Origin of the sequence: Streptomyces sp. NPDC126497, assembly GCF_040302425.1 — a bacterium.
Taxonomy (GTDB): domain Bacteria; phylum Actinomycetota; class Actinomycetes; order Streptomycetales; family Streptomycetaceae; genus Streptomyces.
This window is the reverse complement of sequence record NZ_JBEORT010000004.1, coordinates 181,582-204,472: the sequence shown is the minus strand read 5'-3', so window position 1 is coordinate 204,472 and position 22,891 is coordinate 181,582. Positions and strand designations below refer to the sequence as shown.

Below are 22,891 nucleotides of genomic sequence, written 5' to 3'. Positions count from 1 at the left end.
GGCTCGGTCTGCGCGCAGTCGGTCAAGGGTCCGGTGTCGGATTCCACATCACGTGACGGGTGAGGGAGATCACGGATCGAGAGGCCGTCCGCGCCATCCACGAGAGCGGAGGTGGCATGCGGGCGGCAACGAACACCGTACGGTGCGCCCGGTCGGGATCAGGCCCGCAGGTAAGTGAGCACGGCCAGGACCCTGCGGTGGGTCTTGTCCGTCGGAGGTAGGTCCAGTTTGGTGAAGATGTTGCCTATGTGCTTGCCGATCGCCGCTTCGGAAACCACCAGCTCCTTGGCGATCGCGCCGTTGGACTTGCCTTGGGCGATCAGTGCCAGCACCTCGCGTTCGCGCGGGGTGAGCTGCTCCAGCGGATCGCGGCGGCGGCGCAGCAACTGGCGCACTACCTCGGGGTCGACCACCGTCCCGCCGTCCGCCACCTTGCGCAGCGCTTCCACGAATTCCTCAACCTGGCCCACCCGGTCCTTGAGCAGGTAGCCGACACCCGATCCGTCGCCGGAATCCAGGAGTTCGGCGGCGTACGTCCGTTGCACGTACTGACTGAGGACCAGGACCGGCAGTGTGGGGCGCTTCTCGCGCAGCCGTACTGCCGCGTGCAGGCCCTCGTCCTGGAAACCGGGCGGCATGCGTACGTCCGTCACCACGATGTCGGGAGCATGCTCCTCGACAGCGGCGATCAGTGCCTGCGCGTCCCCGACGGCCGACACCACCTCGTGGCCGCAGCGGATGAGCAGGCCGATGAGCCCTTCCCTCAGCAGCACGCTGTCTTCGGCCAGCACTACGCGGAGTGATTGGCCGCCTCGGTCAACTCGCAAGGAAACTCCACACGCAACAGAGTCGGTCCACCCGGCGGACTGGTCAGGGCAAGTCTGCCATCCAGGACCGATACCCGGTCCGCGAGACCGGTGAGGCCGCTGCCCGCCGAGGCGTCCGCGCCGCCGCAGCCGTCGTCGCGCACCTCGAGGAACAGGCGTCCGTCGCGATGACCGCCGCTCACCTGCGCGCAGTCGGCCCCGCTGTGTTTGGCGACGTTGGCCAGCGCCTCGCAGACCACGAAGTACGCAGCGGATTCGACCGCCTGAGTTGGCCGGCCCGGCAGTTCGAGGTCGACGTCGACGGGAACCACACAGCGGTCCGCGGCGTCGGCGACCGCGGCTTGAAGGCCGTAGTCCGCGAGGACCTTGGGGTGGATGCCGTGGATGAGCTCGCGCAGTTCCGCGAGCGCCTTGCCCGCCTCCTCGTGGGCCTTGGTGAGCTGGTCGGCGAGCGGGCCGGAAGGGGCATCGAGGCGGGCCAGCCCGAGGGCCATCGTCAGGGCCACGAGGCGCTGTTGGGCGCCGTCGTGCAGATCGCGCTCGATACGGCGCCGCTCGGCCTCGAAGGCCTCGACCAACCGGATGCGGGAGCGGGCCAGTTCGACCACCTTGGCGCCGAGCTCGCCCTCGCGGGAGGCGATCAGCAGCCGGGCCAGTTCGGCGCGGGCGCCCGCCGTGACGCCGAGCACGTAAGCGCCCAGGCCCATCAGGAGCAGGCCCAGCACGGCGACGCCGAAGGCGGTCGGCCAGGTGGTGACCGTCCACTGCTTGAGCACCTTCGCCTCATGACCGCCGCCGACCGTGGCCATCAGCAGCGGGGTGGAGACCAGGGACAGCGGACAGAGCAGGGCGACCGTGATCGCCAGGGCGTCGACCGGCCACAGCAGCCCGGCGAACAACAGCGCGTACCCGAGCTCCCGCCAGGTCGCCTGTTCGCACAGCCGGGTGGTCAGCCAGGCCCACAGTCCCGGCGCGGCCGGCACCCGGTGCCGGCCGGACACCGGGGTGCGGTCGATCAGGCGCAGCCTGCACCGCTCCACCTCGGCCATCGGGATCCCGCTGAGGGCGACCAGGACGAGCAGCGGCAGCCCCACCAAGACGATGGCGAGTGCACCGCAGACCGCCGCCACCGTCACGATCCCCACCAGGGAGGCGGCGCCGGTCGTCGCGCCGGTGAGCAGATACGCGGCGGAGCGCCAAGGCCAGGCCGACAGCAGGAAGCCCGGCCGGGACATGGCCTGCCACACGTTCCGAGAGTGCATGCGGATGACCGTAAGCGGCCCCACCGGTCTGGTGCCATCGGCCCAGGGTGCGTATCAGGGGTAGGCCTGGCACTACCCCAAGTCTCGTCCGCGCCGTAGTGCGTCACGAGGGGCTTCCGCGGTTTCGTGGAGGCACCAACGAGCCAAGGAGCAGGTACTGGTGGGGGAACACATGAGCAACGACGCGATCCGGTTGCGCTCCGTGACCCGGCGGTACGGCTCGGGCGGTACGTCCGTCACCGCCCTCGACGAAGTATCGCTCGCCTTCCCGAGGGGGTCCTTCACCGCTGTGATGGGCCCGTCCGGGTCCGGCAAGTCGACCCTGCTGCAGTGCGCCGCGGGCCTGGACCGGCCCACGTCCGGCTCGGTCACCGTGGGCGACACAGAGCTGACCACGATGAGCGAGACCAAGCTGACCCTGTTACGCCGCGAGCGCATCGGCTTTGTGTTCCAGGCGTTCAACTTGCTGCCCTCGCTGACAGCCGAGCAGAACGTGGCCCTGCCGCTGAGGCTGGCCGGCCGCCGCCCGAAGAAGGCACAGGTGCGCGAGGTGCTCCAGCAGGTCGGACTCGACGACCGGGCGCGGCACCGGCCAACAGAGATGTCCGGCGGACAGCAGCAGCGGGTCGCTCTGGCCCGCGCCCTGATCACCCGACCCGAAGTGCTGTTCGGCGATGAGCCGACCGGCGCGCTCGACTCACAGGCCGGCCGCGAGGTGCTGACCCTGCTGCGCGGCATGGTCGACCGGGGCGCCCAGACGATCATCATGGTCACCCACGACCCCGTCGCCGCCTCCTACGCCGACCGCGTCGTCCTCCTCGTCGACGGCCGTGTCAACGGCGAGCTGATCGGCGCGTCCGCCGAGGACATCGCAGCGCGCATGACCAAGCTGGAGGCGGCACCGTGCTGAGCACCACGCTGCGCACCCTGCGCACCCGCTGGGTCAACTTCGTCGGCAGTTTCGTCGCCCTCTCCCTGGGCGTAGGGCTGATCGCCGTCATGGGACTGGCCCTGGCGTCCTCGCTGGACGCACCTGACCGGCGGCCGGAGCGGTTCGCCGCCGCGCCGGTCGTCGTCAAGGGCCAGGACACCCTCAAGGTGCCCACCTCGATCGGCGACCGCACCCAAAAGCTCGTGCAGCCACGTCCCGTGCCCGACGACGCGGTCTCGAAGCTGCGGCGCCTTGGGGCCGTCGTCGAGGACCGTTCGTTCGCTGTGCGGGCCAAGGGCGGTCCCGCCGATCTGGTGGGCCACCCCTGGTCCACCGCGGCCTTCGCGCCGTACAAGCTCGACGCCGGACGCGCGCCCGAGGCCGCTGACGAGGTCGTCGTCAGCGGTGACTGGGCCCGTCCGGGCACCCGGGTGCGGACCGACGGCGGCACGGTGCGCGTCGTCGGCACCGTGGCCGGGCTCGGCTTCGAGAACGCCGTGTTCTACACCGACACCCGCGCCGCCGAACTGTCGCCGCGCAGCCTTCAGCTCGTGGTCGACGCCGATGCGACGGCCGTGCGCGAGGCGGTACGCGGCAGTGAAGGCGTCCAGGTCCTCACCGGGAACGCGCGCCGGTACGCCGACGCCGACCCCGACCGGGACAGCGAGGCCCTCACCGCGATGAACGCCATGTTCGGCACGGCCGGCGGCGTCACCGGGTTCGTGTCGGTGTTCGTGGTGGCCTCGACCTTCGCGTTCGCGGTGGCCCAGCGGCGCCGCGAGTTCGGGCTGCTGCGCACCGCCGGGGCGACCCCGGGACAGATCCGCCGCATGGTCGTCTACGAGGCGCTCGCGGTCGGTGCGCTCGCCTCGGCCACCGGTTGTGTGCTCGGTCACTACGGGGCTCCGAAGCTCGCCGAGTGGGCGGTCGATGAGAGCCTTGCGCCCCGCTGGTTCACCATCGGCGACTACACCTGGCCCTACCACATGGCTTTCTGGACGGGCCTGTTCGTGGCCCTGTGCGGCGTCGTGGCCGCGTCCTGGCGGGCGGGGCGCACCGGCCCCACCGAGGCACTACGCGAGGCGTCCGTGGACACCCGGGCGATGACATGGGGCCGCTGGCTGTTCGGCGCGGCGCTGCTGATCACGGCCGGGGTGACGCTGGCCCTGGCCCTGGTGACGGATCCGGGCGACCTGCTGCACCGCAAGACCTATGTGAGCCGGCCGATGCTGCTGATCACCGCGGTTGCGCTGCTCGCGCCGGTGCTGGTGCGGCCACTGGTCCGGCTGGTCGCCTGGCTGCCCGCCCAACTGCCCGGCGCCGGTGGGATGCTGATGCGGGAAAACGCCGCCGCCGGGGTGCGCCGCACCGCCGCCGTCGCTGCACCCGTGCTGGCCGCGGTCGCGCTGGCGGGCTCACTGCTGGGCGCCACCGCCACGCTCAACAAGGCGGAGGCCACCGAGGTGCGCAAGCAGACGGCCGCCGACTTCGTAGTCACTCCGGCGGGCAACAACGGCTTCGACGAGGCGACGCTGGAGCGGCTTCGGGCCGTGTCGGGCGCCGAGGTCTCCGCGAGCTCGTCGAGCGCCGTGTACGTCTTGGAGGACGGCGTGTCGGTCACCAGGTCCGACGCCAGGGCCGTTGAGCCGGAACCGCTCGCAGCGACGGCGCGTCTCCCGCTCGCTGCGGGAAAGGCGAGCGACCTGGACGACGACTCGATCATCGTCAACGAGGAGTGGGAGAAGCACACCGTCGGCGAACGCGTGGATGTGTGGCTCGGCGACGGCACAAGGAAGTCTCTGGAGATCGCTGCTGTCATGATCATCGGCACCGGCAACAACGGCGTCTACATCACCCCGCGCAATGCCCCGGCGGCGCCCGTCGACCGGGTCGACGTACGCCTCGCGGACGGTGCCGACGCGGACGCCGTGGCCGCCGGTCTGCGTCAGGCGGTGCGGGTGTCGGGCGGGGAGGTTCGCACCAGGGACGCCTGGGTGCGGGCGGCGTATCCCGAGACCAACCGGACGACCCGGACGGGCTTCTTCCTGGTCCTCGGGATCGCTCTCCTCTACACCGGTATCTCGCTGGCCAACACGATGGTCATGGCGACTTCCGACCGGGTCCGCGAGCTTGCCGTGCTGCGGCTGGCCGGCGCCACCAGGTGGCAGGTGCTGCGGCTGGTGGGCGCCGAGGCGCTGATGGTGGTCATGGTCGGCGGGCTGCTGGGAGCGCTGGTCGCCGGGCTCAACCTGGTGGGCATGTGGAGCGCGCTGGGCATGCTCTCGGTCTGGACGCGCATCGAGATGCCGTGGACGACGCTGGCGGCGGCCCTGGGGGCCTGCGCGGTGCTCGCGGTGATCTCGGCGGTCGCTCCGGCCGGCCTCTCCCTGCGCCGCAGGGCGGTGGAGCTGGCGGGCGTACGCGAGTGACTTCCGACCGGCGACGGCCTGCCGGAGCCGCGGTGCTCGACCGGCCGGCCTCGTTCCACCAGCCGCTTCAGCCGGGCCCTCGCGCCTTCGGCGCGGGAGGCGCACGCGCTGTCCCGGCCCGGCACCACCGCTGCCCGTCGGACGCCGAGCCCGTCGCCTCCCGCATCGACGGCATCCGCCATCTCCACGACATCTCGCCCGGCAACAGGCCAAGGCTCCTGCGGCAGCCGCCACTTCATGCCTGACCAGCGAAGACCTCACATGAGGTTCGGAAAGGCAACGGTCTTTCAGACACAGCGATCCGGGCGTTGCTATGTTGAGAGGCATGTCGAGTCCTGAGGCGGAGAGAAGCGGGCCACCGGTGATCCGGTGGCTGATCGCGTAAGCCTCTGACGACCCTGCTTCCTCCGGCCCCGTCGCCGAGCAGTGCGTCGCGCATCCGCCACGGATCAACCGCATCGCGGGATTACGCCCGGGGCTCTCTCCGGGACGTCTCCCACGCGACGCATGACCTTCTGTCCATGCGTCGCGTCTCCCCTTTCTGCGATGTAGTTGGAGCTTCCTCATGCCATTCGCCGTCTACGTTCTCGGGCTGGCCGTATTCGCCCAGGGAACGTCGGAGTTCATGCTGTCCGGGCTGGTGGAGGACATGGCCGCCGACTTGGGCGTGTCCCTCCCGGCCGTCGGCTCGCTCACCTCGGCCTTCGCCGTCGGTATGACCCTCGGCGCACCGCTGGTCGCGATGCTGAGCCTGCGATGGCCGCGCCGCCGGGCGCTGCTTACCTTCCTCATCACCTTCCTCCTGGCCCACGTCGTGGGCGCCCTCACCCACAGCTTCGAGGTCCTCCTCATCACGCGGGTGATCGCCGCACTGGCCAACGCGGGCTTCCTCGCCGTCGGCCTCGCGACCGCGGCGAGCATGGCAGGACCCCACGCCAAGGGCCGGGCAACCTCGGTGCTCCTGAGCGGGGTCACCCTCGCCTTGATCGCGGGTGTACCCCTCGGCGCCGTACTGGGCGAGGTCTGGGGCTGGCGCTCCACCTTCTGGGGTGTCGCGATCGTCTGCACCCCGGCGGTCTTCGCGGTGCTGTGGTCCGTACCGGTGGCGCCCGTCGACCCTGCGTCTCCCAGCGTCCGCCACGAGCTGCGGGCGTTCCGCACGCCTCGGGTGATCATGACGCTCGTGCTCGGGGCGCTGGTCAACGGAGCGACGTTCTGCTCGTTCACGTACCTCTCACCTGTCATCACCAATGTGACGGATCTGAGCTCCGGGTGGGTCCCTGCCACGCTGGCACTGTTCGGCATCGGGTCCTTCGTCGGGGTCAACGTGGGCGGCCGGCTGGCGGACGGCCGTCCCGGCCAGGTGCTGGTGGTCGGTGGTGCGGCGCTGCTGGCGGGCTGGTTGCTCTTTGCCCTCACGGCCACGATCCCGGTCGTGGCGCTGATCCTCGCCTTCGTCCAGGGGGCGCTCTCGTTCGGCGTGGGCTCCACGTTGATCGCGCAGGCCCTCTACACGGCATCGGACGCCCCCACGCTGGCCGGCGGCTTCGCCACCGCCGCGATGAACGTCGGCGCTGCTGCCGGACCCGCCCTGGGTGGCCTCGCCCTGGGCGCCGACCTCGGCTACCGCTCGCCGCTGGTGGTGAGCGCAGCGCTCGTCGTTACCGCCCTGGTCCTGGCGGGCGTGGCCCGGGCCACCGGCATCACCGGCGGCAAGAGCGACACCGGCGCCACGGAGAACCGTCCAGCCGAGCGCCCGGTGCAGGCCGGTTCCTGACCGCCGCTCCCCGTGTCCGGTGGCCCGTCCTCCTCGTGGGGACGGGCCACCGGCCGTATGCGCGAAGCGCACGTGACACCCTTCAGAGCAGGGAGAGGAAAGGGGAGACCATCTCCGCCGACTGCTCGGGGTTCAGACGCGGGCCGCCACAGCTGATGCCACTGACAGGCCGATCCCAGGCTCACCCGCAGGCGTCTTGCGACCTCCGGCGGCTTGATCTTCTGCTCGAACAGCTCGGCCGCCCGCATCCGTGCCGTCTCCCGGCGTTGCCGCCCCGCAGCGGCGAGGACGCCCAGGGAGGCCAGGATGCCCGCAGCCTGCTGGATACGCGTCCACCGGTCCGTCGGTGCAGCAATGGCCTGCACAGCATCGACCGGCTGCCGGACAACGGGAGACACGAGACCGGCGGCGCGGCGGCGTCTGTCCGGCGGGCGAGAACCGATCGGAGCGGCAACGCGGCGGGACGCACTCCGGACAGCGGCGAGTTCGGACATCGGCGCATGGCGCCTGCCGTCGACGTGCACGACCGGTCACTCCAGCGGCCCGGGGGTGGCGTGACAGGTGATCACCCGGTCGGTGACCTCGGCTGCTGCGGCGTCCTGCATGAACGACCACAGCATGACGCTGCTGTCCTTGCCGCCGGACAGCTGTGGGGCGAGCAGGTCGTAGGCGGTCAGGTCCGGAGTGCCGGACGGGCAGACGGTGGGGCGTGCGGGCATGGCTGCTCCAAGAAAGGCAGGGGAACGGGTAGGGATCGTCACAGGGCGGCCGGTTCGAGGTCGGGACGGCGCGCGGACAGGGCGGTCACGCATCGATCCCGATGCGGGCACGTTGTCGCCGGTTTCGGCCCAGGGGGAGGATGAAGCGGTGGGCGCCGCGGGGGCGGACGGTACGGGCACAGATCGCTCCCAGGGCCTCCCGCAGCCACACCGCGGGATCGCAGCCGGCCTGCGGGACGGGAGCGCCCAGCGCGATCAGCCGAGCCCCGACGTATTGGTGGCCCTGCTCCTGGCGGCGGACCTGCTGCGCGCGGGTTCGTCGCGCAAGCAGTCGGACAGCCCGTGGCTTCACCTTCAGGAGAAGGGCCCGGCCCTGGCCGATGGGAGCGGCGGAGACGGAGGAGGCGAAGGCGGATGAGGCTGTCGATCGTGGTCACCGGAGAAAGCCGCCGATGCCGAAGGGAATCGCACATCTGAGCCAAGGGTGATGACCCCCCGTTCGACCGGTCAGGACCCTTCCGTGCCGTCAGACTCCTAGGAGGGAACGCTCCGGTGGGGCGTGCGTATGGGCGATACGGGGTGGGCGTGACCGAGCGGGGCAGGGCCGACCGTGCCGCTCCGGACGAGACGGGGGCGGGTGTGACGGATCACGGCGTCCGTCGCGCACGCGCGGCAACGGGGGACGGGGCGGGCGGGCGACAGTACGGCAACGATCAGCGGCGGGACGATGGGCCGGCGCGTGCGGTGCCGCGGCACGTAGCCTGTGTGATGGACGGCAACGGCCGCTGGGCTCAACGGCGTTCGCTTCCACGAACGGCGGGCCATCGAGCTGCCGAAACCACCGTCATCGACATCATCGAGGCGGCCCGGACGGCCGGAGTCGAGTGGCTCAGCCTGTACGCCTTCTCCACCGAGAACTGGAACCGCCCCGGCACCGAGGTCGACTACCTGATGCGCCTGGTCCGCCGGGTTGTGCGCAAGCACGCACCGCTGCTTCTCGCCCGCGGCATCCGCTGCCGCTTCCTCGGGGCCGCCGACCCGCGCATCCCCCGGGAGCTGACCCAGGACTTCGACGACCTGGCGACGCTGACCGCCGACAACCGGGGGATGACGCTCACCGTCGCCTTCGACCACGGCGGGCGCCGGGACATCGTCGAGGCCGCCAAGTCGCTGATTCGCAACGGGACACCCGCCGATGATGTGACCGAGCGGCTCTTCGCGGACCATCTGCCGTTTCCCGACACCCCCGACGTCGACCTCGTCATCCGCACCTCCGGCGAGCAGCGCATCTCCAACTTCATGCTCTGGCAGGTCGCCTACGCCGAGTGGGTATTCCCCGAGGTGCTCTGGCCGGACTTCCGGGCCCCTGACTTCCTCACCTGCCTGCACACCTACCGGCGCCGTGACCGCCGCTTCGGCGGCGTGCCGCACCAGACGAACGGAGACCCCTCATGACCACTGGAACCACGGGAACGGCCGACAAGGCACCCCTGTTCGGCCCGGAATCACAGTTCCACGCCTTCTTCGACGACCCGCGCTGGGCGCTGGCCATGATCCGCGCCACCGTGCTGGAAGCCGCCCACCCGCAGATCGGCGCCGCCCTCGCCGACAACTCCACCTTCGTCGCCCACCCCTGGCGTCGGCTGCGCAACACCTTCCTCAGCATGCGGCGCATGTTCAATGCCGATCCAGCCGTACGCGAACGGGAGGCCGCCCGGCTCAACAGGCTGCACGCCCGCATGAGCGGCTCCGACACCCGCGGCCGCCCCTACGACGCCATGGACCGCGCGACTCGCGCCTGGGTGGTCGCCACCCTCTACGAGAGCGCCGTCACCATGTGCCGACTGAGCGGTCAGCCGCTCGACCAAGGCACCATGGAGCGCATGTACGCCGAGTACCGCGCCTTCCTCGCCGCGCTCGACGGCGACGCCGGGGAACTCCCCGAGGACCTGAACGGCTTCTGGCGGTACTTCGACCGGGTCGTCGAGGACGAGTTGGAGAACACCGAGGCGGCCCGCATCATTCTCTACCGGCTCTTCGACCACTTGCCCGCCCCGGCGCTGCTCGACGGCGCACCGGCGCTGTGGGCGGTCGGCCGGGCCGTCGTCGGTCCGCTCCTGGGCGCGATCACCGTCGCCTCGCTTCCCGAGCCCTACCGGCGCAGGGCCGGCCTGTCCGAGATGCCCGGCGCCCCGACCCTGATGCAGGGCGCCTACCTCGCCGCCGGGCTCACCCGTTTCCTGCCCGAGGGCTGGATCAATGCCGAAGCCATCATCGAGGCCCTCTCCCTCTCGCCCGACAGCGATGACCCCCGCGCCCGGGCCGTGACCGCGCTGCGCGCCCGCATGAAGCGGGCATCGGCCCTGCTCCGCCTCCTCACACCACTGAGCGGTGACACGGGCCCCGACCCGGTCCCGGCTACCTCGGCGGCGGCGGAGGGCCGGCGCTCGGCGGAGGAGTTCTTCCGCCAGGTGCTGGACCAGACCGGCGACGGTCACCTCGACTGGCCTGACCTCGCCGCCATGGCACGCGAACTGGCCACCCGCCTTGACCTGGACGAACCCGAGGAGACTCGGCTCTACGACGCCTTCGCCGCCTGGTGGCGCGAGCTCCAGGCCGCCCTCGACACGGACGGTGACGGACGTGTCAGTGCCGACGAATACGCCGCCGCCGTACCCTCCCTCGCCGGTCCCGCGCTCATCCGCGTCGCCGAGGTGCTCTTCGACGTCACCGACAAGGACGGCAGCGGGACCATAAACGCGGACGAACACCGGGCGCTCTTCCGCACCGCCTTCCACCGCGACCTCACCACCACAGACGGCGCCTACGGCCGCAGCGCCTTCGTGGGCGACTTCCTTTCCTTCATGTCCGGCCGCCGCAGGAACACCGCGTACGACCCCCTTCTCGCCGACGCCTGACGAACTCGTGCATGTTGACGGCCACGGCTGCACGCTCCGTACCCACGTCCGGATGTGCGGCTCAGGGCGTAGCGAAACCTCCTCGAGCGGCAGGACCTCCCAGTGACCTGAGTCGGAGGTTCGTCGTTGGTTGGGCATGAGCCGTCCGGGCCCGAAGACTCCATCACTGTCAGTGACCGATGACCAACGAGCCGCGCTGGAAGGCTGGGTGCGGCGTCGTACGACGGCCCAGGCTCTGGCCCAGCGGTCGCGGACCGTGCCGGAGTGCGCCGAGGGACACTCGATCATGGAAGTGTCCCGCCGGCACTGTCACGTTGTGGGGGTGCGTGAATGCCCGTCGGCGCGTCGGGGCGTGATGGGCCTTGGGGCCGGGCAGGTCTTCAGGCCGTGGTGGGCCGGCGGCAGCGCCGGTGATCCGGTCCCAGATGGCGAGGCGGACGGTCATCCCGGCTCGGTAGTGAGGGGCGCGCAGCAGGTGGCGGCGGGGCCGGAAGTGCGGTGAGGTGCCGCTGGGTCCGGGCGTACCTGTCCCGCCCGGCTGCGGGGCCGGGCGGGAGGGCGCCGCCCCGCCTCGCCCCCCTTGCCCGACCGGGCTCATCCACTGTGTGCGCGAGCCGTCGCACGGACGGCGAGGACGCACTCACGGGCGTCCGGCGCCCGCGCCCGTCCGGAGCGGAACCACACCACCCGGTGCACTGATCACGAGCGCTGTCGACGCCGACTGGGCCGCCGGGAGAGGACATCTCGCGCGTCACGTCCACCGTTTGTCATCAGGCCTGCCCACACTGCACGCTGCTGACGCACGACCACGGCCGTGCGCTCAGATCACCAGCGGTGCCTCCGACCAGCGGCGGACCCGGTACGGCGCCCACCACAGATGGTCGCCGAAGCGCAGGACGAGGTGCTCGGAGGCGAGGTCGTCCAGGACGGGCCCCGGGATCGCGTCGGCGGGCGCGCCGTCGGCGAGGGCCGCCACGGCCTCGTGGTACTCCGGTTCGTCGATGGTGAAGCGGCGCAGCTCGCCGTAGCGCCGGTCGCGGACCTGGATGAAGCCGGGGCCGTACCGGAAGATGCATTTGCAGATGTAGTACGTGGTGCGCCAGGCGAGCGCCGTCGCGACCGGGTCCGCGGTACCGAGGACGGCGGTCGGCGGGTGGAGGTGGCAGAAGTGGCGCCAGGCGTCGGGGTCCGGGCCGGTGCGGAGCTGCCAGTCGACCGAGACGGCCAGGCTGGTCAGGTCGCCCACGAAGCTCAGCGCTCTGACCGTCCAGGCCGCGTCGGCGGCATCCGTCAGGTCCACGGGGCGGGGCAGGGTGACGTGCCGGGCCCCGGCGGCGAACAGCCGCCGGGCGGCCTCGCCGCCGGACATGTCGATCTCGTAGCGGCCCAGGGACATGGCGGGCAGGGGGCCCACCTCGGGGTCGTAGTCCCGTGAGGCGGTCACGGTGAAGGGGGCGGTGGCGGTGAGAGCAGGAGTCATCGTCGTCCCTCGGTCGGGCGGTGGCGCGGTCGTCAGGCGGTCGTCGGGGCGAGTTCGGCCTCGCGGGCGGCGGTGTGCCGCATGTGGTCGATCCGCAGAAACTCCTCGTTCAGGGCGGGCGGCGCGATCTGCACGAACTGTCCACTGTCCTCGAACACGACGCCCAGCTCCCGCCACCGCTTCAGGACCCGGAGCAGGTCGGCCTCGCCGACGGAGTGGTCCGCGTCCAGCTTGCGCGCGGCCGCTTTCACCGTGTGCGGCTGGTCGAGCAGCCGGAACAAGGCCAGTTCGCGCGGGTCGGTCAGTTCCAGGCGGGTCCAGTCGAAGGCCCGGCGCCTGCTGACCAGGACGATCCGGTCCTCCAGGTCGCAGTGGGTGAGGCGGCTGCCGGCGTAGTTCCGCTTCCAGCGCGCGATGCCCGCGTCGAGCCGTTCGACGACGTCCTCGCCGATCCCCCGGGGCGGTACGTCGAAGACGTACGCCAGGTCGAACATCTCCTCGTCGGGGAGGTCGTAGGTGAGCCGGTACGGTTCGGCGGGGCGCAGCTCGGAGAAGCCGAGCCCGGGGTTGTCGAAGTACGGGCTGAACCGCTCGATCGCGATCCGGGAGGACGGGCCGACGGGCGGGTTCAGGTGTTCCAGCGCGGCCAGTTGGTCCACCACGTCGTCGTAGTCCTCGGCGTCCTCGCCCGGAAAGCCGTGCAGGTAGTTCCAGGCGACCGAGAGGCCCACGGTGGCGGCGTCACGGAGCATCCGCACGTTCTGACCGCCGGTCACGCCCTTGTCCATCAGGGTCAGCACCCGGCTGTTGAGGCTCTCGATGCCGGGCTGGACGAAGATCAGGCCCGCGTCCGCCAGGGTCTGGAGCTGTCCGCGCCGCATGTTGGACTTGATCTCGATGTGCATGCGCAGGTCGTAGCCGCTGTCGATGATGCGGGGCAGCACCGACTTCACGTACCCCATGTCCAGGATGTTGTCCACGACGTACATGTCCAGGACCCGGTGCCTGCGCGCCAGGTCCATGATCTCGTCGTAGAACACGTCGGGGCTCTTGCTGCGGAACTCCATGAACGAGCCGTTCAGCCCGCAGAAGGTGCAGTGGTGCTTCTCGCCCCACCAGCAGCCGCGCGCCCCCTCGACGACCAGCTTGGGCTCGACCCAGTTGCGGGCGTGGGACGAGGCGAGCCGCTCGAAGTACCCCGAGTAGTCCGGCGGCAGGATCGCGGCGGGCGGCAGCGGCTTGGTGCTCATGGCGTTCACCACGGAGGTGCCGTCCGTGTCGCGCCAGCACAGCCCGGGGACCTCGGACAGGGGCTCGCCCGCGTCCAGGGCCCTGATCAGCGCGGGGAACGACACCTCGCCCTCGCCGCGCAGCACGTGGTCCACGAAGGGGAAGTTGCGGTGGACGGCCTCGCCCTGCTTGCCGTCGCAGTTGGCGCCGCCCATGGCCGTCACGATGTGCGGGGCGAGCCGCTTGACGTATTTGGCGGCGGCCAGGGCGGCGGTGTTCTGCTGGAACGTCGAGGTGAACCCGACCACGTCCGGGGCGAGTTCCACGATGCGTTCCGCTATGTGCCGGACGAATTCGGGCGCGGTGACGTGCAGGGCCTGTGTCATCTCCATCCGGGCCCCGGGCACCCGGTTGGCCATCGCCGCGGTGAACTCGGCGACGCGCCATTCGGGATCGTCGTAGAGAGCGGAGGAGAAGACCCAGTCGCCGCAGCCCAGGAAATACGATCCGAGTGCGTAGTAGGAGTAGTCCTCCAAAGTGAATTCCGTGTTCCTGGTGATCCAGTCCACGTATTCGATGTTCGCGTGCAGAACGTCCGCTGTGCTGTTCGGTACGCGCTCGTCGACGCTGCGCTTGAGAATTCCGAGAGCCAGCGACGGGAGATCGATCGGGGCCCAGGGCATGTTCACCAGGAGTACGCGCACGGCTCGCCTCTTCTCATGTGATCAGTGCACGGCATGACGGGTCGGCCGGGCGTCGGCCGGGAAGTCGTCAGGCGCCGGGCGGGGCGCCTGACGGCCTCCGTGACGGGGCGCCGGCCGGGGAGTCCGGCCGGTGTCCTCCGGACGGGGCCGGCCGCGCACGGTGGCGGGACCGGCCCCTCGGCGCTACTGGTCCTCGTCCTCCGTCTCCTCCGCGGAGCGGAAGTAGACGACGACGCCGACGCCGGGCTTGCGGCTCTCCTCGTCGCCGTCGAGCGGGTCGCCGTGGATGATGTCCTTCTGCATGGTGTTCACCTCCTCTTCGGGGGTGGTGGCGGCTCGGCCTGATCGGGCCCGGAAGGCAGCCCGCCGCCGAGAAACGCGAGGGACCGTCGTATGACGGCCAGGTGGTCGGCTCCGTCGTAGCCGTCGTGGCCCGAGTCCAGCCACATCACCTCGTGCGGGACACCGCCCGCACGCAGCACGGCCAGGTACGCCTCGATCTGCTCCGGCGGGCACTTGGCGTCCCGGCGCGCGGCGACGACCAGCAGCGGGGCGCGGATGGCGGCGGCGTACGAGGACGGGGAGGCGTGGGCGTAGGCGCCCGGCACCTCGTCGGGAGTGCCGCCGAACAGCGAGGTGTCCAGCGCCTGGAGGGCGGGCGTGGAGTGCCGGAAGGCGGTGGCGCAGTCGGCGAGTGGTTTGACGGCCACCCCGACATCCCACAGGCCGGGGCGGGTCCCCATCGCCAGCAGGGTCAGATAGCCGCCCCACGACGTGCCGCACAGGCCCACGGCGCCCGGGCGGCCGATGCCTCGTTCCAGCAGGTCGGCCCGGACCCGCACCAGGTCGGCGACCTGGGTGTGGCCGACGCCCTCGGAGTACGCGGAGCGCCAGCGCGGCCCGTAGCCGGTCGAGCCCCGGTAGTTGACGCGGGCCACGGCGAGGCCCGAGCCGACCAGGGTCTGCACCATGGGGTCGTAGGCGTCGCGGTCGTGGTCGGCCGGGCCGCCGTGGACGAGGAGGACCAGCGGGTGGGGTCCGGGACGGTCCGCGGGTGTGGTGACGAAGGTGTGCACGGGACCGTCGGGTCCCGGCGTCCACAGGTCCCGGCGGTGGCCGAAGCGGGGGACGCGCCACTGGCTCTGCCCGGGCAGCGGTGCACCCGACAGGGACATCGCGCGGGGCACGGTCACCGCGTCGGTCCAGATGTAGTGCACGTCGCCGTCGGCGGTGGGTGACGCGGCCAGGATGCTTCCCTCGGGGGTGGGCACGGGGGTCAGCTCGCCGCGCTCCAGGTCCGCGGTGAACAACCTGCTGCGGCCGTGCCGGTCCTGTCGCAGCAGGACCCGCGCGCTGCCCGGGCCGGGGTACCAGCGGGCGGTCGTCTCGGTGTCGAAGGAGCACCAGGGCAGCAGTTCCAGTCCGGCGCCGGGGCTCCAGACACCGAGGTGGTAGCGGCCGGCCCGCTCGCGCATGACCAGCAGCAGCGTATGGCCGGACGTGCCCCGGGGGTCCGGGGGAGGGGTGGGCGCGAAGCCGAGCGCCCAGGTGCGTTCCCGGGTGCCGGAGAGCACCGCGGCGGTGCTCCCGTCCGGGGTCAGCAGTGTCACGGCGCGGGCCGAGTGCGCGGGGCCGGTCACCGCCAGCAGGCCGCCGTCCGGCGCCAGATCGCACAGGGTGGCGGAGTCCGTCGTGCGCAGGACGGGTGTGCCCCGGCCGCCGCGCCGCCCCAGGTGCACGCTGAATCCCTCGCTCCCGCGGATGCCGACGGCCACCGTGCCCCGTTCCGTCAGCGCCAGCCCGGCGGGCCGCCCGCAGGGCACGTCGAGCAGCGCCGGGCGGTCCGGGCCGCCGTCGAAGTCCTGGGTGCGCCAGCCGCCGCTGCCGCCGCGGTCCTCGTCGAACCACCACACGGCCTCGTCACCGTCGATGGCGCACAGCAGCGTGCCGTGGGGACGGTCGGTCAACTGCCGTCCGCCGCCGCTGGACCGGTCCCAGGTGAAGATCTCGCACCGGCCGTCGGCGTCCCCCGTGTACACCATCCGGTCCGGGTTGCGGGGACTGGTCACCGGCAGCACCGGGCGGTAGACGCCGTAGCCGCGCGTGACCGTCCGCGGGGAGAACGCCGTCACGGCACCTCCCGGACGACGAGAGCGGACCTGGCCGTCGCGTACAGGGCCAGCGCGGTGAAGGCCCCGGCGCAGCCCCACGCGACCGTGCGGCCGCCGTACGCGGCCACCAGGACTCCGGCCAGCACCGGGGCGAGCGCGGCGACGCCCTGGCCGGCGGTGCCCAGCACTGTGCCCATCCGGGCCAGCAGACCGTCGGGGGTCACCAGCACCGCCCGGGTCTGGAGCACGACCGCCACCGACGGCACGATCAGCGACACCCCGCTCAGCAGCAGCCCGTAGGCCCAGGTCTGGGAGGCGTACGCGAGCCCGGCTGCCGTCGGCACCATGACCCACGAGGCGCCCGTGACGATCCGGGGAGCCGCCACCCGCCGCACCAGCCAGGGCGCGGCGAGCGCGCCCAGCAGCCCGCCGACGCCCGCGAGGGTGAGGATGAGACCGATCGAGGAGGGGCTGGCGCCCTCGGCGTGCGAGGCGAAGACGGCGTGGAAGTACAGCGCTCCCAGCAGGGCGTTGACCCCGGCCGTCCACACGACCACGAAGCGCAGGAAGGGGTGCGCCCACACGAAGCGCAGGCCGTCGGCCAGCTCACGGGCGAAGGACGGGGCGGTCGTCTCCCGCAGGGGCGTCAGGTCCGCGCGGATCGCCCTGCTCAACACGGCCACCAGCAGGAACGACACGGCGTCCGCGAGCAGCGGCACCCACCGCGCCGCCTGGTAGAGGACCCCGCCCAGCGTCGGGCCGACGATCTGGACCGCCTGGTCCCGTGCCTGGAGGTACCCGATCGCCCGGGGGTACTCCTCGGGTGGCACGAGCCGCCGGATCGTACCGGAGGCGGCCGCCCCGTAGGTGGCGCTGGCCGCCTGCTCGACGACGGCCGCGACGAGTACGTGGAGGAGGACGACACGACCGAGTGCCACGGTCACGAACACCGAGCCCATGGCGCCCGCGGCGACCAGGGCCGCCGTGTACATCATCGGCTTACGCGGCAGCCGGTCGGCGAACACGCCCGCGACCGGCGAGACGACGAGCCCGCTGACCAGTGCCACCGAGGCGACGAGGCCGGCGAGCCCGGACGAGTACCCGGCGCCCAGGAGGATCAGCGGAAGGAAGAGGGCGGACGCACAGGTCCCGAGACCGTCGACGGCGCCCGCCGTCCAGAAGAGGGAGTAATCCCGTCTTCGGAAAGGAGAAGAAGGCGGGTCCTTTGATAATCGCTCGCCTTCCGCTAATTCAGGGCCGGAAGGCATTGAATTCCGTTCGGCATCGCCCATCAGTCATCCCGCTCGGGGAGCAATTCTGACGCTGACGCACCCACATCGCCCCCCTGTAATGAGCGGACTTACGGCCGGTGAGGGTGCGATCGTAGCGAAGGGATTCACGGCGCACAATACCGTGCCTGAAATGGCATTTTCGATCAAGAAATGGCTCGCTCCGGCACGGCGGACGGTCCGCGTTGGTGCCACGCCACCTCGCACGGCCGTCGATTCCGGAACGCGGGAAACGCGCAACGCGCGCCGCGGCCCTCGATGTCGGGCGGAGGACGCGGCCCGTCGCCGCGTCCTTTGCCCGGAGGGTGATCCGGCCTGGCCGGACGCTCCTCCGCCGCCGCGGTACCGGGGCCGCCGCCGGACGCGGGGGCCCCGGCGGACTCGGATCCGCCCGCCCCGTGGAGTACCGCGGTCCCCTTCCGGTTGCCCGCCGGGTCCTGACCGTGCACGGCGGGCCCTCATCTCCGGCCGCGGTGCGGCAGCGCGGAGCGCGGGCGGTCGAAGGGCGGACTGACCGTCGAACGGCAGCGGTGCCGCGAGGAGTTACGGGTGAAGGCGGCAGAGGAGGTCGCCCGGGCCGCAGGACGAGGTGGGCTCGTCGATCGCCCGGGCCGCTCGTCGTCGTCCGGTTCGCCGATCTCGGTCAGGACGAGCCGGGTGAGCGTCGAAGCCGACCGATGCCGCTCCCGTCAGCGGACGCAGGGGAACAGCCCAGCCCTCTGTCCCCCGAGCAGGACCGCCCTCCCGCCCACTGGCCGGACCGGAGGATCGCGGGGCGCCCGGCACGGCCACCGGACGCCCCGGATGTCAGGTCACCGTGCGACGACCTGGGCGCTGCCCGTGACACCGCCGGAGGTCACCGAGACGGTGACGGTGCCGGGGCGAAGGGCGGTGAGGGCGCCGGTGGGCACGCCACCAGGGAACAAGCGCCTGCCGAAGGAGGAACAGCGGGGGAGCACCCGCAGTGACTGGCTCCAACGGAAGCGGTTTGATCATGCGACTGCCGACTTGATCGTTCGGTGATGGGGGCACGCGGAAGCGTCGGTCACGGCCGCGGATCGTGTCGGACGAACTGTGGTCGCCCAGCGAGCCGTTGCTGCCCGAGCCGCCGCCGAAAGCCGGTGGAGAGACGGCCTCGGGTGCCGGACCGGCGGGCTCTGTGCGGGATCCTGTTCGCCTCGCACACCGGCATTCAGCGGGAGTACCTGCCCCAGGAACCCGGCTTCGGCTCGGGCATGACCTGCCGGCGCCGCCCGGCGTCCTGGAACGAGGCGGGCGTCTGCGCTCACCTCCACCAGGTGCTGCTGGACAAGCCGCGGTCGAGGAACCAGCTGGACTGGTCCCGGGCGGTGATCGACCCTTCCCGCGTCCGGGCGGCCCGCCGGGGCCCGAAAGCGGCCCCAGCCCGGTCGACCGCGCACGGCCGGGCAGCAAGCACCACATCCCCACCGACGGCCGGGGCATCCCGCTCGCGGTGTCGCTGACCGGCGGAAACCGCAATGACGTCACGCGACTGCTGCCTCCGTTGGACAAGATTCCAGCGGTCGCGGGAGTGGTCGGCCGGCCGCGCAGGCGGCCGGACATGCTCTTCGCGGACCGCGGCTACGACCATGACGGGTACCGCCGGCTCCTTCGGCAGCGCGGGATCCGGCCGGTGATCGCCGAACGCGGCCAGCCGCACGGCACCGGTCTGGGCACCTTCCGCCGGGTCGTCGAGCGGACGGTTGACAGACCCATTCCTGGGCCGTGCTGGTGCCTTGGCCGAGGGTGCCGGGGCTTTCATGTGCCCGACGGCGGGTGCCGCTCACCAGCTCGCTTGACATCTGATCGTCTTTGCTTCCAGTATTCAGCTACTTAACTAGTGGACTACTGGTGGGGTGGATGCGGTACTACATCGAGAGACGTCGTGGCGTCGCGGCGTACCAGCAGATCGTCGAGCAGACCAAACGGGCGGTCAGGGCAGGCGTACTGAAGCCCGGTGACCGGTTGCCGACCGCTCGTGAGGTGGCCGAGACCTGTGCTGTGAACCCGAACACCACGCTCAAGGCGTATCGGGAGCTGGACCGGGACGGCGTGGTGGAGCTGCGGCAGGGCGTGGGCACGTTCATCGCCGCGTCGGCCGCGGACCGCAGCCACCCACCCGCCGCCGAGTCGCCGCTGTACGCCGAACTGGCGGAGTGGATTGGGCGGGCGATGGCCGCAGGTCTGCTGGAGGAAGACGTGAGGGATCTGGTCGAACTGGCGCTTCAGGAGCGGCAGCAGACGGCATCGGGGACCGCCCGCAGCGGCACGAACGAACGGGGTGGAAAACAGTGATGAGTGCGGCGACAGGAGAGGCGGACGGACGGACCGCCCTGGAAGTGCGCGACCTGGGACGGCAGTACGGGCGTCGGTGGGTACTGAGCAACGCGACGTTTCGGCTGCCCGCCGGACGGGTCTGCGGACTCGTGGGCCCGAACGGCGCAGGCAAGACGACGATGCTGGAGATCATCGCGGGTCTGCGCCGGGCATCGGCGGGCGAGGCCAAAGTCTTCGGTGAACCGGCCGGCGGGGCGCAGGCGCGCCAGCGCGTCGCGTTCCTGCCGCAGGAGAAGCCGCTGTTCGCGCGGTTCACCGTGGCCGAGACGCTGCGGTTGGGTCGTGAGCTGAACCCGCACTGGGACCAGGAGCTGGCCGAGGGCTTCGTACGGGCCGGTTCCGTTCCGCTCGATGCCAAGGTGGGACGGCTGTCCGGTGGCCAGCGCACCCGGGTCGCCCTCGCGGTGGCCCTGGGCAAGCGCCCTGACCTGGTCCTGCTGGACGAGCCGCTGGCCGACCTGGACCCGCTGGTACGCCGGCAGACGGTGGCTGCGTTGTTGAGCGAGGTGGCCGAGCGCGGGATCACCGTCCTGCTCTCCAGCCACCTGGTGGCCGAACTCGACACGCTGTGCGACTACCTGCTGCTGGTGGCCCGGGGCGGACTGCGGCTGGCCGGCGACGTCGACGAGATCATCAGCGTCCACCGGACGCTGTTCGCGCCCACGGACCGACTGGCGATTGGCCCCGACGGGCTGCCCGCGGGCCTGGAGCACCACACGGTGGTGGCGGTCAGCAAAGACCAGCGCTACACCACTGCACTGGTTCGCCCCGGCGGACCAGTCGCCGATTTCTGGGAGGAGAGCGCGCCGACCCTGGAGGAAGTGGTCCTCGCCTATCTGGAGCAGAACGGCTCTGCGCCGCTCATCAGCCCCGACTCCCACGTCGTTGGCGCCGCCTCGGAGGTAGTGAAGTGACTGCGACGACACAGAAGCGCCGGGCGGACGCCGGACCTCCGAAGCTGCCGCAGCGGCGGACGTGGGCACGCGGCTTCAGCCTGAGCGGAATGGCCTGGCTGGTGTGGCGCCAGCACCGGGCGGCATTCCTCCTCCTGCTCGCGGCGGCGGCCGTCGCGACGGCGGGCCTGGCGTGGCTGGCCCGGGACGCGAACAGTGCCGTGGCGGCCGTTGGGGGAGCGAAGGCGTCACCCGTAGCTGAAGCGGCCCTCGACAGCGCATACCAACGACTCGGCCTGGCGGGTATGGCGCTGACGGGCCTACCGGTGATCATCGGGGTGTTCATCGGCGCCCCCCTGTTCGCGGGAGACCTGGAGAGCGGCACCGCCAAGTTCGTGGGCGTCCAGTCCTACGGCCGCTGGAACTGGGTGGCGACCAAGCTCGGCATGGCCGCGGTGTTCGCCGTCGTGGCGGCGCTCTCCAGCGGCATCGCCATGAAGGCCCTGTGGACGCCGCTGGTCAATCACTCGGCCGTCAACGCCGACTTCACCAGCGCCGGCGGGTTCGACACCACCGGCCCGGTCGCAGTGACCCTGGCCGTCCTTGGCCTGCTGATCGGCGCCGCCGCCGGGCTGCTGATGCGGCGCACGCTGCCCGCGATGGTGCTCACCTTCGTCACCCTGCTGGCGGTGAAGACCCTCTTCTCGCAGCTGCGCATGACGTTCGCGACCACGGTGACCAAAACGACGGCCGGCGGCAGGTTCGGTGACGACGACTACCCGGCGGTCCCCGCCAACGCCTTGTCGATCGACACCTCCTACATCACGCGCGACGGCTCGTTGCGCGGCTGGGGCACCTGCGCCGACGCGGACGACAGGGCGGCCTGCCTGCGACGCGACGGGGTGGTCGGCTGGTCGACGGAATATCTGCCGTTCTCCCACATGGACGCCATGCAGTGGGCGGCGACAGGCGCGCTGGCCGCACTGGTCCTGCTGACGGCGGGCGTACTGGTGTACGCGGCGCGGCGCGCCCTGCGCTGACCTCATGCCTGGCCGTCCGGCCGGAGGGCCGACGGTGCTGCCGCAGTGCGCCGCGGTGGCCGGACGGTGGTGCGGTCGTTGCGCCGGCGGTGGCATGCGCGAGCTCTCGCCTGGTGGAAGCGGCGCCAGTACGGCACGGCCAGGCTGCGGCACATCCCACGGGAGCTGAAGCGGACTGAAGCCCGGCGGTGATCCAGGTCGTGCTGCAAGCTCCCTCTCCGCGCCTTGACCGGCGGCAGCTCTGGTGCGCGACGGGTGCCGGCACCCGGGACGGCCAGGAAGACGGGCGGCCGACACCATCGGTGCCCGCGGTGCTCCACACCGCTGTTCGCGAGCGGCGAGCACGAGAGGTCCTGCCCGGGGAGTTCACACCCCGATCACGATCGGGAGCGCGTCCGGCCGACCGGAGGCGAGGATGCGCACGAGTGCCTCCCTCATGCGAGTTGTGTCCGCGGCCGGTGCGTGGAGAACTGCCTGGAGCACCGGATCGTCCAGGAACAGGGATTCCAGGGAATCGGGGTCGAACGTGACTCGTGGGATGTCCCCTCCCAGCTCCACCGTGCGCACACACCCGTACGCGGTGCCCTGGCCGGGGGTGACAACGCAGTACGAGTCGCAGCCGCTGCGGATGTTCTGCGCATCGGGTCCCTTGAAGCTGCACTGGAACTCAATCGCGAAGCTCTCTTCGCCCTCTGCCTCGACAACTCCGGCAGTCAGGGCATAGACGTCTGACCCCGGCTCGAGCCACCCGTAAGCGGTGCTCGCAGTGAATCTGTGGGTCACACGCCTGTTCTGCCAGGGCCGGCGGTGACCGATGACGTAAAGGCGGCGGAACGCCGCTGGGCTGGAGCAGCCCGGCGCGAGTGATCATGGCCCGTTCCATCGCGCCGTCCCCCGCCCAGACCGAAACCGACGCACCGCAG

Annotated in this window: 16 protein-coding genes and 3 pseudogenes; 9 read left to right on the top strand and 10 right to left on the bottom strand. The window is 71.5% G+C overall.

The features are described from left to right. Positions 1–158 precede the first annotated feature (158 nt). Together ABTY20_RS04500 and ABTY20_RS04495 are read right to left on the bottom strand one after the other, a co-directional pair. Positions 159–791, bottom strand: a complete 633-nt coding sequence (locus ABTY20_RS04500; RefSeq protein ID WP_351995509.1) for a response regulator transcription factor — start codon at positions 789–791, stop codon at positions 159–161. Beyond that, positions 791–2,062 carry a sensor histidine kinase gene (locus ABTY20_RS04495; RefSeq protein ID WP_351995525.1) on the bottom strand — a complete coding sequence of 424 codons (1,272 nt, stop codon included), beginning with the start codon at positions 2,060–2,062 and terminating at the stop codon, positions 791–793. Before ABTY20_RS04495 ends, ABTY20_RS04500 begins: the two co-directional genes overlap by 1 nt. A 199-nt stretch (positions 2,063–2,261) precedes the next feature. Here ABTY20_RS04495 and ABTY20_RS04490 point away from each other — a divergent pair, with 199 nt between their 5' ends. The 3 genes from ABTY20_RS04490 to ABTY20_RS04480 all read left to right on the top strand — a co-directional run bounded on the left by ABTY20_RS04490 (position 2,262) and on the right by ABTY20_RS04480 (position 7,226). After that, on the top strand, positions 2,262–2,999 hold the full coding sequence (locus tag ABTY20_RS04490; RefSeq protein ID WP_351995524.1) for an ABC transporter ATP-binding protein: 738 nt from the start codon (positions 2,262–2,264) through the stop codon (positions 2,997–2,999). Continuing rightward, positions 2,993–5,449, top strand: coding sequence for an ABC transporter permease (locus ABTY20_RS04485; RefSeq protein WP_351995508.1), 2,457 nt, complete (start codon positions 2,993–2,995; stop codon positions 5,447–5,449). Before ABTY20_RS04490 ends, ABTY20_RS04485 begins: the two co-directional genes overlap by 7 nt. Positions 5,450–6,014: 565 nt before the next feature. After that, the gene (locus ABTY20_RS04480) at positions 6,015–7,226 is read left to right on the top strand and encodes a Cmx/CmrA family chloramphenicol efflux MFS transporter (protein WP_351995507.1); all 1,212 of its coding nucleotides are present in this window, start codon (positions 6,015–6,017) and stop codon (positions 7,224–7,226) included. Positions 7,227–7,369: 143 nt separating this feature from the next. Here ABTY20_RS04480 and ABTY20_RS04475 read toward each other — a convergent pair. Together ABTY20_RS04475 and ABTY20_RS04470 are read right to left on the bottom strand one after the other, a co-directional pair. Further along, a pseudogene (locus ABTY20_RS04475) lies at positions 7,370–7,534 on the bottom strand (helix-turn-helix domain-containing protein); the annotation flags it as partial. A 222-nt stretch (positions 7,535–7,756) separates the two neighbouring features. Beyond that, positions 7,757–7,945: a hypothetical protein gene (locus ABTY20_RS04470; RefSeq protein WP_351995506.1), complete on the bottom strand. Its 189-nt coding sequence runs from the start codon at positions 7,943–7,945 to the stop codon at positions 7,757–7,759. Between the two features lie 744 nt (positions 7,946–8,689). Between ABTY20_RS04470 and uppS the strand changes: the two genes are divergently transcribed. Both uppS and ABTY20_RS04460 read left to right on the top strand, forming a co-directional pair. Then, positions 8,690–9,400, top strand: coding sequence for a polyprenyl diphosphate synthase (gene uppS / locus ABTY20_RS04465; protein WP_351995505.1), 711 nt, complete (start codon positions 8,690–8,692; stop codon positions 9,398–9,400). Then, positions 9,397–10,863: an oxygenase MpaB family protein gene (locus tag ABTY20_RS04460; RefSeq protein ID WP_351995504.1), complete on the top strand. Its 1,467-nt coding sequence runs from the start codon at positions 9,397–9,399 to the stop codon at positions 10,861–10,863. Before uppS ends, ABTY20_RS04460 begins: the two co-directional genes overlap by 4 nt. Positions 10,864–11,254: 391 nt before the next feature. On the opposite strand, the pseudogene ABTY20_RS04455 reads toward ABTY20_RS04460, so the two are convergent. From ABTY20_RS04455 to ABTY20_RS04435, 5 genes and pseudogenes are all read right to left on the bottom strand, one after another. Then, positions 11,255–11,374: pseudogene (locus ABTY20_RS04455) on the bottom strand (IS6 family transposase); the annotation flags it as partial. A gap of 309 nt (positions 11,375–11,683) precedes the next feature. Continuing rightward, positions 11,684–12,343, bottom strand: coding sequence for a DUF5825 family protein (locus ABTY20_RS04450; protein ID WP_351995503.1), 660 nt, complete (start codon positions 12,341–12,343; stop codon positions 11,684–11,686). Between the two features lie 32 nt (positions 12,344–12,375). Continuing rightward, positions 12,376–14,277, bottom strand: coding sequence for a RiPP maturation radical SAM C-methyltransferase (locus ABTY20_RS04445; protein ID WP_351995502.1), 1,902 nt, complete (start codon positions 14,275–14,277; stop codon positions 12,376–12,378). A gap of 308 nt (positions 14,278–14,585) precedes the next feature. After that, on the bottom strand, positions 14,586–16,409 hold the full coding sequence (locus tag ABTY20_RS04440; protein ID WP_351995501.1) for a S9 family peptidase: 1,824 nt from the start codon (positions 16,407–16,409) through the stop codon (positions 14,586–14,588). Then, positions 16,406–17,656 (bottom strand): MFS transporter, encoded by a 1,251-nt coding sequence (locus ABTY20_RS04435; RefSeq protein WP_351995523.1) that lies wholly within the window; start codon positions 17,654–17,656, stop codon positions 16,406–16,408. Before ABTY20_RS04435 ends, ABTY20_RS04440 begins: the two co-directional genes overlap by 4 nt. A gap of 1,078 nt (positions 17,657–18,734) precedes the next feature. Between ABTY20_RS04435 and ABTY20_RS04430 the strand changes: the two are divergent. The 4 genes and pseudogenes from ABTY20_RS04430 to ABTY20_RS04415 form a co-directional block, all read left to right on the top strand. Next, positions 18,735–19,403: pseudogene (locus ABTY20_RS04430) on the top strand (IS5 family transposase); the annotation flags it as partial. 155 nt (positions 19,404–19,558) lie between these two features. Next, positions 19,559–19,993 carry a GntR family transcriptional regulator gene (locus ABTY20_RS04425; protein WP_471590194.1) on the top strand — a complete coding sequence of 145 codons (435 nt, stop codon included), beginning with the start codon at positions 19,559–19,561 and terminating at the stop codon, positions 19,991–19,993. Further along, complete coding sequence (locus ABTY20_RS04420) at positions 19,993–20,949, top strand: ABC transporter ATP-binding protein (protein ID WP_351995499.1); 957 nt, start codon at positions 19,993–19,995, stop codon at positions 20,947–20,949. Before ABTY20_RS04425 ends, ABTY20_RS04420 begins: the two co-directional genes overlap by 1 nt. Next, a complete protein-coding gene (locus ABTY20_RS04415) occupies positions 20,946–21,968 on the top strand; it encodes an ABC-2 membrane transporter-related protein (protein WP_351995498.1) in 1,023 nt (340 codons plus the stop codon). Before ABTY20_RS04420 ends, ABTY20_RS04415 begins: the two co-directional genes overlap by 4 nt. A 366-nt stretch (positions 21,969–22,334) precedes the next feature. Here ABTY20_RS04415 and ABTY20_RS04410 read toward each other — a convergent pair whose 3' ends face one another. Continuing rightward, positions 22,335–22,751, bottom strand: coding sequence for an Imm10 family immunity protein (locus ABTY20_RS04410; protein WP_351995497.1), 417 nt, complete (start codon positions 22,749–22,751; stop codon positions 22,335–22,337). Positions 22,752–22,891 lie beyond the last annotated feature (140 nt).